Source organism: Paenibacillus sp. NPDC057967 (genome assembly GCF_042887015.1).
GTDB lineage: Bacteria > Bacillota > Bacilli > Paenibacillales > Paenibacillaceae > Pristimantibacillus.
Genome location: NZ_JBHVQB010000001.1, coordinates 644,654 through 661,072, shown reverse-complemented (window position 1 = coordinate 661,072; position 16,419 = coordinate 644,654). Strand labels below are relative to the sequence as shown.

Here is a 16,419-nt window from a genome sequence, read left to right as displayed (position 1 = left end):
TTGCTGCTTTGAATCAGGCTATGTACTGGTGGAGGTGGCATTTGTCTTTATACCTTCGTCTCGCAGCGTTCGCAGCTCGTTTTTGCCGAAGAAGAGACCGGACACTGCAGGCAGATACCGATGCGCGAACCATACTGCTGCCCATGAGCCAAGCAGCGCCAGAAGGAACCCGCCCCCATACCAGAGATGCAGGCTTGTCTCTGATGCGCCGTCCGGGCGAAGCATGCGGTAAGCCGCAAGAATGAGCGGGTGGATCAAATAAATGCCGAATGACAACGAGCCAAGCTCCCTCAGCCTGGCCAGCCAGATGCGGTCCGGGTTGAACCGATTGAACAGCTTGGCGGCAGCCCACAGGAACAGAAGAGCGGACAAGATCGTATAGACATTCCACAGCAAGGTGTATACATAGAGCGGCCGGACGATCACAGCCATTCGAAGATCGAACCATACGCTGGCATGCCACAGTCCGGTGAGTAGCCATACGAGACCGAAGGCAGCGATCACCCATCGGCGCATAGGCGAGATGCGGCCTTGGTTGTCGACGCTCCACTGCTTAATCGCTGGATAGCGAATACCCCAATAGGCTCCCAGCAGATAGAAGCTGATATAAGAAAAGGCCCAACTGCCTACGCTTGGAATAGGTATCCGCTCGTTCAAGCCGAAGAAGAGCCATTGCAGAAGCAGACCGAACGGAATGATCCACGGCAGTAACCTAGGCCATTTCTGAAGCAACCATAACGCAATCGGAAAGAGCAGATAGAATTGAATGCTGATAAACACAAAATAGAGATGGGAATACGCGGTTCCCGTTACGAGCTTGTGCGCAAAATCCAGCAAAAAGCTGGCAGGAAGATCAGCAGGAGCTCGGGTAAAGTAGACTAATAGGTAGTAGATTGTCGAAAATACAAGATATGGTATAATGATGTGAATCCATCTCTTTTTGTAAAAGAGGAGAATCGTTTCCTTGGATAAGGGGCGATGGTAGTAGTTCAGAAACAGCACGAAGCTGCTGAGGAAGATAAAGACGGGCGTACCGAATTTCAGAAATATATTGATGAAGTTATAGACGGGATAGCTATTCGGGTAGGCGAGCATCTCGACGGTGGAGAAGGAAGTGGCGTGAACGGCAAGCACGCCGATAATCGCAATGGCGCGCACGAGGTCGATTTCGGATAATCGGCTTCCTTTCAACTGAGCAACGATCGCACGTTCCATAACGGATTCTCCTAATCGATTAGTAGATTTCCCAGATTAACCTAGACCCATTATTGGATGAAAAGTCAACTTTAGTCAAGGGATAATATAGAAGGAGGCTTTATGCTGAGAAGAAACAAGAAAGTGACAGTGTCTGTCGCTGTGCTTCTCCTCTGCCTGCTGGCGGCAGCAGGGGCGGCGGGGTGGATGCTATACCAGAAGAAGACCGATACGAGTAATTCCAATCCCAGGCAAGCGCTGATTAAGGTGGAGTCGGCGGGGGAGCTTCAGCCTGATTACGATGTCATTGTGGCGGGCACCGACCCGGAGGGGATTGTAGCAGCATTATCTGCTGCGCGTAGCGGCCTGTCCGTTCTGCTTGCAGACGGACGCGATCGGGATATACTGGGCGGGCTCATGACGATCGGCTGGCTCAATTCGCTTGATCTGAATTACTCGCCGGAGCAATCGAAGCTCTCTGACAAACATCATTTTCTGAACAAGGGCATCTTCCAGGAGTGGTATGACCAGATCGAGGGCACCTCGTTCGATACGCATACGGCAGCCAATGTCTTCTATCGGATGATCTTGGCGGAGCCGAATATCGATCTGCTGATGAAGGTTCGCTCTATGGAGCCGATCGTGCTCGATTCCGGAGAGGCGAAGCGGGTAACCGGCCTAAATATCGTCACTGAAGAGGGAGACGCCAAGCAGATTGGAGCTGCGGCCGTGATTGATGCGACGCAGGATGGAGATATTGCGGCTGCGGCGGGCGTGCCTTATACGATCGGGCGAGCCGATGTCGGCAGACCGGAAGATCAGATGGCTGTTACGCTCGTCTTCCGGCTGAGCGGGGTTACGCAGGAAGTATGGGATTCCTTCGCCACGATCGGCGACGGCACGGGCATCGACAAGATGAGCGCATGGGGCTTCAAGGCGGCACGGGATTACGTCTCGTCCAATCCGGATCGCGTAGGCATCCGGGCGCTTAACGTCGGCAGGGAGAACGATGAGACAGTGCTCATCAATGCGATGCATATTTTTGATATCGATCCGCTCGACCCTGCATCTGTACAAGAAGCGCTGGAGATCGGCAGCAAGGAAGCGCCGCTTATTACGGAGTATCTCCGCAAGACGTACAAGCAGCTGGAGAACATCGAGTTTGCCGGTACAGCGCCGGAGCTGTACGTTCGGGAGACGCGGCATATGCAGGGAGAATACCGGCTGACTGCCGTTGATGTGGTCGACAATCGGGATTTCTGGGACGCTATAGCCTACGGCTCTTATAAAGTGGACATTCAGCGGATTAACTCTGTCGACAGGGGAGCCATTATCGTAGCGCCCAAGCAGTACGGCGTTCCGTTCCGCTCGCTGGTCCCGCTGGAGGTGGACCAATTGCTCGTTGTAGGACGCGCAGCCAGCTTCGACAGCATCCCGCATGGCAGCGCACGCGTTATTCCGCTAGGCATGGCAACCGGTCAAGCAGCAGGCGCTGCAGTGAAGCTGGCGGCGGAGAGAGGCATGACCTTCCGCGAGCTGTCGAAGTCCGAGGAAGCGATCGCTGAGCTGCGTGGTCGGCTGACCGAGCAGGGGATGGACCTTACTCATACGAGCTTCAAGGAGCCCGACTATATGAAGCATAAGCACTACAAGGGATTGCTCGCGGCGGTTAGCATGCTACTCACATTCGGCGGCGACTTTAACGAAGCGTTCCAGCTTGACGCCGGGGCGATGGCCGGACATTTCTCGAATAGCATGATGATGGTGAAGACGGTTCATCCGGATTTCTTCAAGGGCAATCCGTATGCAGCGTTAGAGGGACTGGAGGAGCCGAGCCAGCTTCCGCTCACCTTGGATCAGCTGGCCTACGCGGCTGCCGTTACGGCGGGTGTAGAAGCAAGTCGCGAATCCGCGCTGGATGAATTGAAGAGGCGGGATTGGCTGGCGTCGGAGACGATTGAATCGATTGCCGACCCCAATAAGCTGACGAATGGGGAGACATTCTCACTCGTACGTGATCTTGTGCAGCATTATGTCGGAGTCATATATGAATAAGAGAAGAGCCTTGGGCCTAGTTGGTCCAAGGCTTTTTATTATGCCGATGCGCATGTACGACGGCCCATGCTGCTCCTGAGTGCATGGGTTTGCTGGATGGCGTAAAGAGCAAGAGAGAATAAATTTGTTTTCTCGCAATGGAATGGAAAGATTGGGATGCCCTATTTTCAGCAGATAAGGTTCTCATATAGCCCCAGGTTTGATATACTCAATGACGACAATGATAATCATTATCGTTTATTGGGGTGGTCTTTTTGAGTTCGGCATTTGATTCGAAATGGGACATAGATGTAAGCCGATTAAGCGTCAAGCTGAGGGCGGTAGAGCTGTTGACGGGGGCTACAGATGAGCTGATTAAGCAGCATCTAACTGTAAACGGGACGTTCATTATACCGCTAGGCGGATATGGCAAGCTGAGACGAGAGCATGGCAGCGTGGAGCTGGAGCCGGATCATGTCTACGCATGCGCGCCGGAGAGTACCTTTGGCCTGGAAGCGGAAGAGAAGGGGGAACTCTCTGTCTGCTTGATCAGACTGGACATTGCGATGGCATGTGAGGAGCGCCCGCATCTGGATGCCGAACAGGACGAACAGCGACTTGCCACGAGACTCTTCGAGCAATTGGACGGACGAATGATCGGGCCGCCAGGCCATGCCGCTGCGCTTAGCCGGTCGGTTCTGGATCACTTTGCAAGCGGGGAAGCGATGAAGAGATGGCGGGCTCGTCTGGATTGCGAAGAATTGTTGTACGAGCTGATCGCTACGGGCAGAAAGGATCGGCAGTTGGGCACACGGGGAGCGCTGGAGCGTGTACGGGCCTATATCGACGATCATTACAACGAAGAGATTGTAATAGAGCGTCTTGCCGGGATTGCGGAGCTAAGTCCCAAATATTTTGTCGACATTTTCAAAAAAACGTATGGCGTGAGCGCAATGGATTATTTGGCGGGTGTACGAATTAACCGAGCCAAGATGCTGATGCTGCGTTCCGACCGGTTGCTCCGCGACATCGCTCATGAGGTCGGCTATGCGGATGAGTTTTATTTTAGCCGCAAGTTCAAGCAAATTGCTGGTATGTCTCCATCTGCTTATATGAAGAAGCGCGGCCGCAAGGTTGCCGCATATGGTTCGACGTCGCTGACAGGATATCTGCTTGCGCTTGGCATCGTTCCATTCGCTGCGCCGCTTCATCTGAAGTGGAGCCGAGGTTATTACGACCGCTACGGAGCCGATATTCCCGTTCATTTGGATGCGTACCGCCAGAATCATTATAAGGAATCCAATATTGCCAAGCTAGAGAGCGCACGACCCGAGCTCATCGTAAGCAACTACAATCTGGAGCAATGGGAGAAGGACAGGCTGTCTGCGATCGCACCTGTATTCGAGATGCCGGAGGACGGATGCGGCTGGCGCGAAAAGCTGATACGGTTGGCAGAATGGCTTGGCGAGGAGCAGGAGGCGCAGCGGTGGTTTCAGCAATTCGAGGAGAAATCATTGTCTCTACGGGCCAGCATAAGGGCTCAAGCCAAGCCTTACCCCTGTCAAGTGCTTTCGCTGAAGCTGCTGAAGGATAAGCTCTATGTTCACAATAGCTTCTGTCTTCAGGATGTGTTGTATGACGAGCTTGGATTGCTGCCTGCTGAATCAAGCTTAGAGCCGGAAGAGAATCAGCTGGTAACGCTGCAGCAGCTGTCGAGATTGAAGGCGGACCTGGTGCTGCTGCTCGTCTGTCAGGAGTCGGAGACGCTGGAGCACTGGGCTGCCGTCAAGCAGTCCACAGAATGGATGTCGCTGCCGCATGTGGTTAACCGGAAGCTGCATCTGATTGAATCCGACCCATGGCGGGAATATAGCCCGCTTGCGATAGTGCGCATGCTGGAGGACATGGCTTCATTGCTAACAGGAAATCGTCCATAACGGAACAGGAAAATGTCCATGGTCATGCAAAAACTCTTCCACTATAATTGCTAATGATATTCATTATCAATTACGGAGGAGAAGAGAGGAGCAATACAGTACGATGAAAAAAGCGATATGGAGCATTCTGCTGATCGTAGCTATGGCGGCGATTATGACAGCATGCGGAGGTAATAAAGAGGGTAATGTGCCGGCGAACGGACAAGGGGGAGCTGCCCAGACAGACCAGAACACGGCAGCAGGCAATAATGGAACGGGCGGCGAAGAGCCTGCCAAGGAAGAGGAGTCTGGCACTCAGAAGATAACGTATCTGGACCAGGAATATGAATTGCCGGCTAAGGTAGAGCGCATCGTCATTGCCGGTGCGGTAGAAGCGATGGAGGATTCCATCGTGCTGGATGTGAATCCGGTCGGTGCCAATAGCTTCTCTGGCGTATTCCCGCCGCTGTTCGAATCGATTACAAAAAATGCGGTTTCTGTCGGAGAGAAAACAGAGCCTAACTATGAAGCGATTCTGTCCCTGAAGCCGGATGTTATTCTCGGCTCGACGAAATTCCCTCCAGAAGCGGCAGAGAAGCTGTCGGCGATTGCACCGACAATCCTCTATTCCCACGTTTCGACGAATTGGGAAGCCAACCTGAAGTTGCTGGGCGAGCTTAGCGGCAAGCAAGAGCAGGCGGAAGCAGAGATCAGCAAATATAAAGCAGACCTTGTAGCGGCCAAGCTTGAAGTGGGCGATAGCCTGAAGGATAAGAAGGTAGTAGTTGTCCGTCTTCGCGGCGGTCAAATGTACGTGTACCCGGCGAATGTGTATTTCAACCCAAGCTTATATGAAGAGCTAGGTCTGGCCGTTCCGGCTGAGATTGCGGCGGCGAAAGCGCAAGAAGCGCTGTCTGTCGAGAAGTTTGCCGAGATGAATCCGGATTATCTGTTCCTTCAATTCTCACCGGATGAGAACAAGGATACGCCGAATGCGCTTGAAGAGCTGCAAGCTAACCCCATTATGAAGAGCGCGGCTGCATTCAAGAACGGCAAGGCTTTTGTCAACGTAATTGATCCGCTCGCACAAGGCGGTACGGCGTACAGCAAGATCGAGTTCTTGAAGGCTGCAGTTGAGAAGCTGAAAAACTAGGACTCTCTCCATCAATAATCTATAAGGCGTGTTATTATGCGACACAAACGTTCGCTGCCGGTTGTCATCCTCGTGATGGCGCCGGCAGCCGCTATATTCATGATCTGGTTATCCATATCGTTCGGGGCCAAAAGCATCTCTGCGGAGATGGTATGGGATGCAGTCTTTCACTTTGATCCAGACAATGTCGATCATCAAATCATTCATGTATCCCGGTTGCCGAGAGTGATCGGAGCTTTGCTTATTGGAGCATTTCTCGCGGTATCTGGCGCTTTGATGCAAGGCATGACGAGGAATTATTTGGCATCACCTGCTATTATGGGTGTCTCGGACGGATCGGTCTTCCTAGTCACAATCGCCATGATTTTTGTGCCGAGCGGTGGGTCTGTAAGCTTAATTGCTTTCTCGATGATCGGCTCGGCGATTGGAGCGGGCATTGTCTTTGGTATCGCCTCGCTTATTCCAGGCGGTATGTCTCCTGTTAAGCTGGCTATATTGGGTACGATAATCGGAACCTTTTTGAGCGGGCTGTCGGCCGTCATGTCAAGCTACTTTCAAATTTCGCAGGGGCTTAGCTTCTGGTACAATGCCCGGCTCCATCAGATGGACCCGGAGCTGATCAAGCTGGCGATTCCGTTTGCGGTTGTCGGTCTGGCACTGGCGGTTGGCTTGTCCCGCTCGATTACAGTGATGTCGCTCGGGGATGACGTATCAGCCGGACTTGGGCAGCGAACGGTACTTGTCAAAGGACTTGCCATCTTATCGGTGGTCATCCTCACAGGTGTAGCCGTTGCGCTGGCAGGGAAGATTGCGTTCGTCGGTCTTATTATTCCGCATATTGCAAGATTCCTGACAGGCGTCGATTACCGCTGGATTATACCGGTATCGGGCGTGCTTGGCGCATTGTTCCTGGCGCTATGCGATGTCCTGTCCCGATTTATCAACCAGCCCTTCGAGACGCCGATCGGCGTAGTGACGGCGCTATTTGGTGTACCGTTCTTTCTCTATCTGATCAAGACGAGAGGGGGCGGCAAGCATGTTTGAGCGGCAATCGCCTGCAAGGTTCTGGCTCGTCGCGGCATCAACGGTCGCAATTATGGTGTTCGGGGCTTACTTGAGCCTTACGAACGGGATGTTCGACATGTCGGTTGCGGACGTGTTGAAGACGCTGCTGCGTATCGGGGAGTCTAGCCGGGAGCATGATCTGGTCATCGTTACGTTCAGGCTGCCCAGAATCGTTCTTGCAATATTGGTAGGCTTTGCCCTTGGCATGGCCGGGTCAGTCATACAAGGTGTCATGCGCAACGGGCTGGCCGATCCCGGTATTCTGGGCATTAATGCGGGCGCGGGCATGGCCGTGGTGCTGTTCATGTTCTTTTTCCAAGGCACGGTCAATGCAACCGGTTGGGCTGCAGTTATGATGATGCCTATGTTCGGATTGATCGGCGGTCTTCTAGCGACCACACTAATCTATATGTTCGCCCGGGAACAGGGCAGGCTGGACCCGCAACGGTTCATTCTGGTCGGCATCGCTATTGCATCAGGGTTCGGTGCAATTACGATGTACGTGTCGCTTAAGATGAATCCGAATGATTTTGAGATGGCCACCGTATGGCTGGCAGGAAGCATCTATAGCGCGAATTGGAAGTTCGTTGCTACTATGCTGCCTTGGCTTATCCTGATTCCGCCTGTTCTGTGGTGGAGAGCGCGCACGCTTGATATGCTCCAGTTAGGCGAATATAATGCAACCGGCCTCGGCGTTCCTGTCGAGCGGGAGAAGAATGTGCTGCTTGCTTGCAGTATCGGTCTGGTCAGCGCAAGTGTTGCAGTATCGGGCAGCGTCGGTTTTGTAGGCTTGATCGCGCCTCATATCGCCAGACGTCTGGTCGGCTTGCGGCATCGTTCCATCGTTCCAATCAGCGGGCTGATCGGAGCGGCTATGGTGGTTGTCGGCGACTTTATCGGAAAGACGGTATTCGCTCCTGCCGAGCTTGCGGTCGGTATCGTCATCTCGGTGATCGGGGTGCCGTATTTTGTCTACCTGTTAATCCGTTCAAGGAGCTAGAGAGAAAAGGAGAGGACCAGCATGATTCATTTTCAACGTATAGAGGCATTGGGCCGGGAGCTGCTCATCTATCTTCCGCCTTCGTATCATCGGGAGCCGAACAGAAGATTTCCTGTCGCTTACGTCCAGGACGGCGGCGAGCTGTTCGAGATGGTGTCCAATCAGTTGGACCATCTGGCCGCTCAGGAGAAGCTGGAAGAAATCCTGTTCGTCGGTGTGAAGCCGCATAACCGGAATGAGGAATATACGCCTTGGCCGGCCCCGCCTCTGCTGGACAGCTATCCTCCCTTCGGCGGCAAGGGGCGCCAGTATGTAGATGAGCTTGCGGACCGATTAAAGCCTTATATTGACGAGAGGTATCGAACCAAGCCGGAAGCGGAGCATACAGCCATTATCGGCGGCTCCTTCGGTGGACTCATCTCGCTGTTCGCGGGTTATTGGCGGCCCGATGTCTTCGGGCGGCTGGGAATTCTGTCGGCTTCATTCTGGTTTGAGGGCGTGATGTCCTTCGTGAAGGAGCAGCCTGCGCTGCCGGATTCCCTGCGGGTTTATATGTCGGTGGGCGATTGCGAAGGCATCTATAAATCTAACATTCAGAGGAATATGGTTCCTTATTCCGTAGAAGCGTCAGAGCTGTTCCTGCAAAAGGGCTTTCCTGCCGAGCAGCTGCGCTTCGAGCTGAGGGAGGGCGGGACGCATGACAGCCTCTACATGTCGGAGCATCTGCTCCGGTCGCTGTCATGGCTGTTCCCCGTTCATGTGGAACAAGCTGCCAAGCCGTCTGTAACGTTCGAATCGGAAGAGAGCACAGAGGAGTACAGCATTCCGGGCACTCGCCGCTTCGCGATCCGCTCCCGGAAGACAGGAAGGGAATACCATATCTTTCTGTGGCAGCCCAAGACTGCTCCCCCGGAGGAGGGCTATTCCGTTCTGTACTCGCTGGACGGCAACGCTACATTCGGTACGCTGGCGGAAGCGATGAGGCTGCAAGGCCGCAAGCCGCATGGGATGGAGCCTCAAGTTATTGTAGCGATCGGTTATGATTCGGAGGAGCCGATTGTATCGGGGCCGCGATTCTACGACTATACGATTCCTGCAAGCTTGTCCGAGCTGCCTGCCAGGCCGGATGGCTCCGTTTGGCCGGAGGTCGGCGGTGCGGAAGCATTCGCTGATTTCATCGAGGATGAGCTAATGCCTGTCATTGAAGGCATGGTGCGGATTAACCGGAAGCGGCAGACGCTGTTCGGCCATTCCTTGGGCGGATTCTTCGCCCTGCATATGCTTTTCAGCCGCCCCGGTTCCTATCAGGGCTATATTGCGGGTAGTCCCTCCATCTGGTGGAAGGGGCATGATCTGCTGAAGCGATGGCCGGAAGTAGAGGACAAGCTGCGCAGCGGAGAAATAGAGGCATCGCTTCTTATTGGCATCGGGTCGGACGAGAAACCGTCGATGGTCGCTGATGCGGAGCGGCTGTATGAGCTGATGCTTCCGTATGCAGGAGAGCGGTTCAAGCTTTGCTACCGGAAGTTCGACAACGAGGGGCATGTATCGGTATTGCCCCCGCTTGTAAGCGAGCTGCTGAGGTTTATCCAATAAAAGGAGTAAGCGGTCAAGAGGGCCGCTTGCTCCTTTTTAACGTTTGGCTGCCGACTAGCCTGAATGTCGGTCTGCCAGCCGGATTCTCTCGCTCATGCGCTAATCTAGCGCGAACCGGGTGAATAGCTGCCAGAGCAGCTCGCGCCGGCTGTTCACGTTTGTTTTGTCAAAGATCGATTTTAAGTGATCCTGGACAGTGTAGGCGGAGATATGCAGCTTGGCGGCAATTTCTTTGGTCGAGGAGCCGCGGAAAATGAGCTCCGCAACTTCCATCTCCCGGGAAGTCAGCGCATACGCCTTGGCGAGCAAGGGGAGAATTTCGGAAGGCTTCGCAAGCTCGAATTGCACGGCGATGCCGTAGCGACCGGCCTCCCCGCGCCGATCGTCCAGCCGGATCGCACGCAGAGTCAGATAGGTGCCGTCCGGAATACGGACGGTAGTGCGGGCTTCACTGCCAAGGGCGGCTGCCGCTTTGGCGCATACAGCTTGCAGTGGCCTCGGCATGGAGGATTCCGGCAGCTGCTCCCACTCGCGTAAGTAAGCCAGCCATTCATCCGCGATCCCATTGACATAGTGGGGAGCCAGAGCATCGTCGAGAACCAAGAGCGCAGGCTCTTGCTGAGCTAACTTATGCGATGCGGCTTCCGGTACAGTCAGCGTATAGGTCCGCAGCGCGCGGGCAATCACAGGGGCAATATCCGCTATTCTATCCAGTTCATGCTGCTCGAAGGGAGGGGCATGAGCGGAGCGGAACAACGTCAAGAAGCCCCAGCATGCCCCGTCGTCGGTTAGCGCGGCCCGGAGTTCGTCGATGAAGCCTGCCGGTTCCAGGATGGTGCGATACCGGATGCTTTGCTCTGGCTGTCCTTCTGTAGCGAGCTGCAGGGAGGCGATGGACGGCTGGGTGCTCGCTAGCAGATGATAGGCATGGATGTCATCCGCTCCGTACTCCAGCTCGAACAGCTTGCTGTGAATAGGCTCTATGCCTTCTTCGGTCATAGCTCCTGTAGACAGCAGCGTAATGGGATCGACGGAGGTGCAGCACGCCGCATCGAAGGGCAGGAGCTCACGCAGCAGCGGCAGCAAGCCCTCACGGAAGCTGCGGGCCAGCGGCGAATGGATGCGCAGCGCTTCTATGCGTTTTGAGTAAGAGGCCATATCGGTTCCTTTCTGCCAATCCAACAATCCCATGAATATGGGATAGCGATATAAGGGCATAGCCTTATAATTGAGAATAATTCTTACTACATTGTAAGGGAGCATCGTTGGAAAGGAAAGCGAGGTTGTAAATATGAAGAAGACGGATATTGTAGTGGTGGGCGGTTACGGACATGTAGGGAGCGGTATTTGCATGAGACTGGGCCGTTTATTTCCCGGCAGGGTAATAGCGGCAGGCCGAAGCTTGAAGAAAGCGCAAGCCTATTGCGATCAGACAGGGGGGAGAATAAGACCTCTGGCGCTAAATGTGAACGAGAGGCCAAGCCAAGACTGGTTCGACTCGGTCAAGCTAGTCATCATGTGCCTGGATCAGCAAGATACGGCATGGGCAGAAGCATGCTTGCGAAGCGGAACGCATTATGTAGATATATCGGCGAAGGCGCCATTCTTGCGGCAGTTGAAGAAGCTGGACGCCATAGCCCGGGAGGCGGGCTCCACCGCTGTATGCAGCGTCGGACTTGCTCCGGGGATGACTAATTTGCTTGCGATGGAGACGGCAGTTGAACTGGACGAGGTGACCGATATCGCAATCTCCATCATGCTTGGTCTTGGAGAGAAGCATGGCAGGGCCGCAATTGAATGGACGATCGACAGCTTCGTGGGCGCGCCCTTCGAGATTAGAGAGAATGGCCGAGTTGTTAAGAAACGGCCATTCACCGAGGGAAGGAAGGCGGACTTCGGAATTAGCGGCAGACGAACGGCTTACCGATTTCCCTTCTCTGATCAACTGACGCTGGCGGATACGCTTGGGACGGTGAATGTGTCGACAAGGCTGTGCTTTGATTCCCGGGTCGTAACGAGCAGCCTTGGCGCGATGGCGGCAATCGGGCTTCCAGGTTTGCTGGCCAAGGACGGTATCAAAGCAGCTTTGGCGGATAGCTTCGATCGGTTCAGCTTCGGTTCAGATCGATATGCCGTACGCGTAGATACGCTCGGGACGAAAGGAGGCGAAAGGGTCTGCTCCAGCGCGCTGCTGACAGGGCGGGAGGAAGGGGCGGTAACCTCCGCCGCCGCAGCGGCAACGGCGCAATTATTATACACAGGCGAACCGCCCTCGGGCGTCTATCATTCCGAGGAAATCTTCCATCTCGAGGAAGAGAGCGGCTTGCTGCGACTGGCTACGCAAGACGCATGGAGACACGGAGCACATCGGCTCAGGTCGGAGATTGACGGGGCTGAGCTAAAGCGAGATTGGAAAGTCCTTCGGCAGTCAGGCACATAGCAGCTTTCATCCATTCAAAAAAAACGCGCAGCAGGACGTCCCTCGACGTCATGCTGCGCGGTTATGCTGTCTGATGCGTTATGCGTTATGCGGTATGCAGGGCGGCGCGGCTGCCATCCATCTGCCGCCATAGACTGCGATAGAGTCCCTCTTCCCGGTGCAGCAGCTCGGCATGTGTTCCGGCTTCGACGATCGCGCCGTTCTCCATGGCGACAATGGTATCGGCTTCTTGAACGGTCGTCAGCCTGTGGGCGATGACGAGCACGGAGCTTCCGCGTTCCTTGGAACGCTTGAGAATGGCCTCCATCACTTTGCGTTCCGTCTCCAGATCCAGTGCGGAGGTCGCTTCGTCGAAGATCCAGACAGGCCGATCGGCGAGGACCGCTCTCGCAATAGCCAGCCGCTGCTTCTGTCCTCCGCTTAGCGAATTGCCATGCTCGCTCATGACGGTAGCATAGCCTTTCGGCAAGGCTTGAATGAAACCATGGGCTTCCGCGATCATCGCCGCTTCGATCAGCTCCTCCTCGGTTGCCTCCGGCTTCGCCATAAGCAGATTGTCGCGGATCGACCCGGCATAGAGATAAGGACGCTGCGGCACATAGGAGACAAATTGCCTGGCTTGCTCCGCGCTCTCTATGGTAGCGGCTCCGCATACCTTTACAGTGCCGGCGGTAGGGAAGAGAAGACCGGCACCAAGCTTGGCGACTGTAGATTTGCCTGAGCCGCTTGATCCGACGATTGCCATGAACGAAGCTGGTCTCAGCGCAAGCTTGAACTCGTCAAGCAGAGGAGGGATTGACGCCCTTTCGTCCGAAGGTGCCTGCTTCTCGGCCTCCTGAATTCCCGCATGCTCATCGTAGCCGAACTGCACGTTGTGCCAAGTTAGACTGGCTTCCTGATCGTCTGCTGAACTATTGATTTCCCCGTTATGCTCCGGTTCTTTCTCTGCATTCCATATGCTGGCGATTCGAATGGCGGCGCCTTTGGATTCCTGGATTTGTCCCCATAGCTGCCCCAGTGCGAGCAGCGGATTATAAACTCTCCAGATGAGAATGAAGAATGCCATTAGTGCTCCGATATGAATTTTGCCCTCTACGGCAAGCCAGGCGACGACAAGAATGGTACCCCATGCGATCAGTAATGCGGACGTAACGGACAGTGTCTGGACAAGCGCTTGCCACCACATTCTGCGCATATACAGGTCGTTAAGCTTCTGGCGTTCATGAACGAATCGCTCCGTCATCCATTCCTGGGCATCGAAGGCCCTCAGCATATCCATGCTTTGAAGGGCATCCTGCTGGCATTGCTTCAGCACGCTTTCTTGATCCGCTACCCGCTTGCCGATATTCATCAGCCGATGGCGCAGCAGATGGCTCCCCAGCAGGCATAGGGGCATGAGCAGTATGACACCGAGTGCTACCTGCCATTGCAGCGTGAACATATAGATGCAAGCAAAGATAAGCATGAGAACCTGGGTACCCATATTGTTAAAGATCGTGACCGGCAGGAGAGTAACTTTATTCGAATCCCAGTAAATTCGCTGCTGCAGATCGGCGGAATGTGAAGCTTGCGCTTTCTCCAGCGGCAGCCGCTGCGCATGATCGGCCAGATCAAGCGCAACGTTGCGGTGAAGGATACTCATATTGTTTTGCTTGAGATAGTGCCCGATCAGTCCAAGCACAGTCAGCACAAGCAGGCCGATGTTAAAGCCGATGAGCAAGTTTCTTACTTTGTCCAGCTCACCCGTCTCCAAGAAATTAAAGTAAAATTCCATCATCATCGGAATAAGGAGGTGAATGACCAGATCGGTCAGGCAGAGAAAAATCGCGAGTACGAATAACGTTCGGCTGCTGCCGAGCCGGCTCCATAGCAGCGGAATAAGCTCCCGGAGGCGCGGAGTGGCGCTTAGCTGCGGCGCTTGTTTCATCAAGCCGTCCTCCCTTCGGTATCGTTGTCCTGCCAGTCGCCCGCTTGAACGAGTGCAGCATAGCGGCCTTGCATCTGCATCAGCTCATGATGCGTACCAGATTCCATACACTGCCCGTCTTCCACATATAAGATGCAATCCGCATCCCTCACGGTGGAGAGACGATGGGCAACCACAATGACGGTGCGGCCCTTGGCGATGGTACGCAGCGCTTCCTGCATGGCCGCTTCATTGGCGGCATCGAGTGCGCTTGTCGGTTCGTCGAGCAGCAGCACGCGCGGATTGCGGATATAGGCCCGGGCTAACGCGAGCCGTTGCTTTTGTCCGCCGGAGAGTCGCCCGCCGCCTTCGCCCAGACGATGCTCATATCCACCGGGCAAGTCATTGATGAATGAATGCGCATTGGCGAGCAGGGCGGCCTGCCGGATCTCCTCGTCCGTGGCATCCAGCTTGCCGATGCGGATATTGTCAGCGACGGTAGCATCGAGAATTACAGAGTCCTGCGGCAAATAAGCCGCATGGTCGCGCCACTGCTTCCAATTGCCTTCATGAAGCGGGGTTGCGCCATGCCGGATGATGCCTTCATCCGGCGGGTACAGCCCAAGCAGCAGCTTAAGGAGCGTGCTCTTGCCGCTTCCGCTTGGGCCTACGATCGCCGTCTTCTGTCCGTGGCGGAAGGTCGCAGAGAAGCTCTGAAGCACAGGGTTGTCGCCATAATGGAACGTACAGCCCACAAGGCTGATGTCCGCATCCTGGGTCCATTCCGGCGATTCATCGCCGTTGCCGGATTGCTTGGCTTTGGAGTCGGCCGGTTGTTCCGCCAGTTCCAGCGCACGGCTCGCATGGGCGATGGCATCCTGTACCGCTGCCCATGTATTGGCAATATGTGCAAGCGGGAAGATGATTCGCTCATAGGAGAGAATGAAGGCTGCTATTGCTCCGATGCCTAGTGTGCCTTGGACGACCATCCAGGCGCCCATGCCGAAAATATAGGTTTGTCCGAAGAGAAATCCAATCATAATGGCAGAATTGGTGACGGCGCGGTACATATCCGTGCGAAGCCAGCGGCGCCTTGTTATCTCCACTTGCTGTACCCATTTCTGGTTAAAATCCTTACGTCTATTGAAACTGCGGGTGACCTCCGCACCTTGCAATTGGTCCAGCAAGGCGGCATCCGTCTCGGCTTGAGCCGTGTTCGTCCGCTCTTGATTAATGCGGATAGGCTTACCGAGCATGTTGCTTAACAGCGGTATGAGCAGTGCGGCGACAAGCGCGCCCGCCATAAGCTGCCAGGACAGCACAGTCAGATAAGCGAACAAAAACACGATGGACAGAACGTTCTGCACGAGCTCAGGCAGCTTCTCATTCAGTCCGGCTTGTGCGCTGACTGCTGACTGGTTCATCCGCTGAAGCTTGTCGCCGGTATGCCAGCTGTTATATTTCACCAGCCGCATGATGAATAACCCGTTCAAGATATCGCGTTGCAGATTGAGCGTTGTCCGGTTGGATAAGCGCTGCATCAGGAAGGCTTGCACGAACGAAATGAGAAGCTCGGAGGCGAATATGGCCCCGAACCAGAGTGCCGCTACCGACAAGGCATTGCCGTCCAGCGCATATGCCGCATCGAAGAGCCGCCGCATCGCCTCGGCCCAGCCGACCGGAAGCAGTGATGCGACAATGGCGATCATGCTGACGCCGGCATAGGAGAGCCATTGCTTCTTAGCGCGTCTCAGCATAAGAATAAGGATAGACAGGGATCCCTGCTTCGATGAAGTATTCAAACCCGCACCTCCGAAAGTGTTCTATAACCAATAATGTCATAAATGGGCAGAACTTAATAGCCCCTATGGAATGAATGGTGATACATCTTCAGACGGAGATGCGAACGAAGCCGTTTCTGACTTGCGCCGCCCAGTTCTGCAAAGCTTCCTTCCACAGCCCAGATACTGACGTGCGGGATGGGACTAGGAAAGGAGATACGTGTATCCATGTATGAACATGACAATTGCAGAATTGGGTGGTAGCTATAGTATTGCAGCGGTGGATTGGGCGTATGACTCAAATGACAGAAGCCGAGAAGTGTCGTCAACGGAC

At 54.6% G+C, this 16,419-nt stretch carries 11 protein-coding genes; 7 read left to right on the top strand and 4 right to left on the bottom strand.

Annotation, left to right across the window (positions count from 1 at the left end; all coding sequences use genetic code 11):
- Positions 1-18 precede the first annotated feature (18 nt).
- Complete coding sequence (locus ACFVSO_RS02720) at positions 19-1,215, bottom strand: acyltransferase (RefSeq protein ID WP_387469833.1); 1,197 nt, start codon at positions 1,213-1,215, stop codon at positions 19-21.
- Between the two features lie 102 nt (positions 1,216-1,317).
- Here ACFVSO_RS02720 and ACFVSO_RS02715 point away from each other — a divergent pair, with 102 nt between their 5' ends.
- The 6 genes from ACFVSO_RS02715 to ACFVSO_RS02690 all read left to right on the top strand — a co-directional run bounded on the left by ACFVSO_RS02715 (position 1,318) and on the right by ACFVSO_RS02690 (position 9,958).
- Positions 1,318-3,249, top strand: a complete 1,932-nt coding sequence (locus ACFVSO_RS02715; protein WP_387469831.1) for an FAD-dependent oxidoreductase — start codon at positions 1,318-1,320, stop codon at positions 3,247-3,249.
- 254 nt (positions 3,250-3,503) lie between these two features.
- Complete coding sequence (locus ACFVSO_RS02710) at positions 3,504-5,165, top strand: AraC family transcriptional regulator (RefSeq protein WP_387469829.1); 1,662 nt, start codon at positions 3,504-3,506, stop codon at positions 5,163-5,165.
- 103 nt (positions 5,166-5,268) lie between these two features.
- Positions 5,269-6,297, top strand: a complete 1,029-nt coding sequence (locus ACFVSO_RS02705; protein WP_387469828.1) for an ABC transporter substrate-binding protein — start codon at positions 5,269-5,271, stop codon at positions 6,295-6,297.
- Positions 6,298-6,333: 36 nt separating this feature from the next.
- Positions 6,334-7,341, top strand: coding sequence for a FecCD family ABC transporter permease (locus ACFVSO_RS02700; protein ID WP_387469826.1), 1,008 nt, complete (start codon positions 6,334-6,336; stop codon positions 7,339-7,341).
- Positions 7,334-8,362 (top strand): FecCD family ABC transporter permease, encoded by a 1,029-nt coding sequence (locus ACFVSO_RS02695; protein ID WP_387469824.1) that lies wholly within the window; start codon positions 7,334-7,336, stop codon positions 8,360-8,362. The genes ACFVSO_RS02700 and ACFVSO_RS02695 overlap by 8 nt, the downstream gene beginning before the upstream one ends.
- A 21-nt stretch (positions 8,363-8,383) precedes the next feature.
- Entirely contained in the window at positions 8,384-9,958 is a 1,575-nt protein-coding gene (locus ACFVSO_RS02690; RefSeq protein ID WP_387469822.1) for an alpha/beta hydrolase, read from the top strand.
- Positions 9,959-10,057: 99 nt separating this feature from the next.
- Here ACFVSO_RS02690 and ACFVSO_RS02685 read toward each other — a convergent pair whose 3' ends face one another.
- On the bottom strand, positions 10,058-11,116 hold the full coding sequence (locus tag ACFVSO_RS02685) for a helix-turn-helix transcriptional regulator (protein ID WP_387469820.1): 1,059 nt from the start codon (positions 11,114-11,116) through the stop codon (positions 10,058-10,060).
- 133 nt (positions 11,117-11,249) lie between these two features.
- On the opposite strand from ACFVSO_RS02685, the gene ACFVSO_RS02680 reads away from it, so the two are divergent.
- Positions 11,250-12,398: a saccharopine dehydrogenase family protein gene (locus ACFVSO_RS02680; RefSeq protein WP_387469818.1), complete on the top strand. Its 1,149-nt coding sequence runs from the start codon at positions 11,250-11,252 to the stop codon at positions 12,396-12,398.
- A gap of 85 nt (positions 12,399-12,483) precedes the next feature.
- Here ACFVSO_RS02680 and ACFVSO_RS02675 read toward each other — a convergent pair whose 3' ends face one another.
- Complete coding sequence (locus tag ACFVSO_RS02675) at positions 12,484-14,325, bottom strand: ABC transporter ATP-binding protein (RefSeq protein WP_387469816.1); 1,842 nt, start codon at positions 14,323-14,325, stop codon at positions 12,484-12,486.
- Positions 14,325-16,106 carry an ABC transporter ATP-binding protein gene (locus tag ACFVSO_RS02670; protein WP_387469814.1) on the bottom strand — a complete coding sequence of 594 codons (1,782 nt, stop codon included), beginning with the start codon at positions 16,104-16,106 and terminating at the stop codon, positions 14,325-14,327. The genes ACFVSO_RS02675 and ACFVSO_RS02670 overlap by 1 nt, the downstream gene beginning before the upstream one ends.
- Between the last annotated feature and the right edge of the window lie 313 nt (positions 16,107-16,419).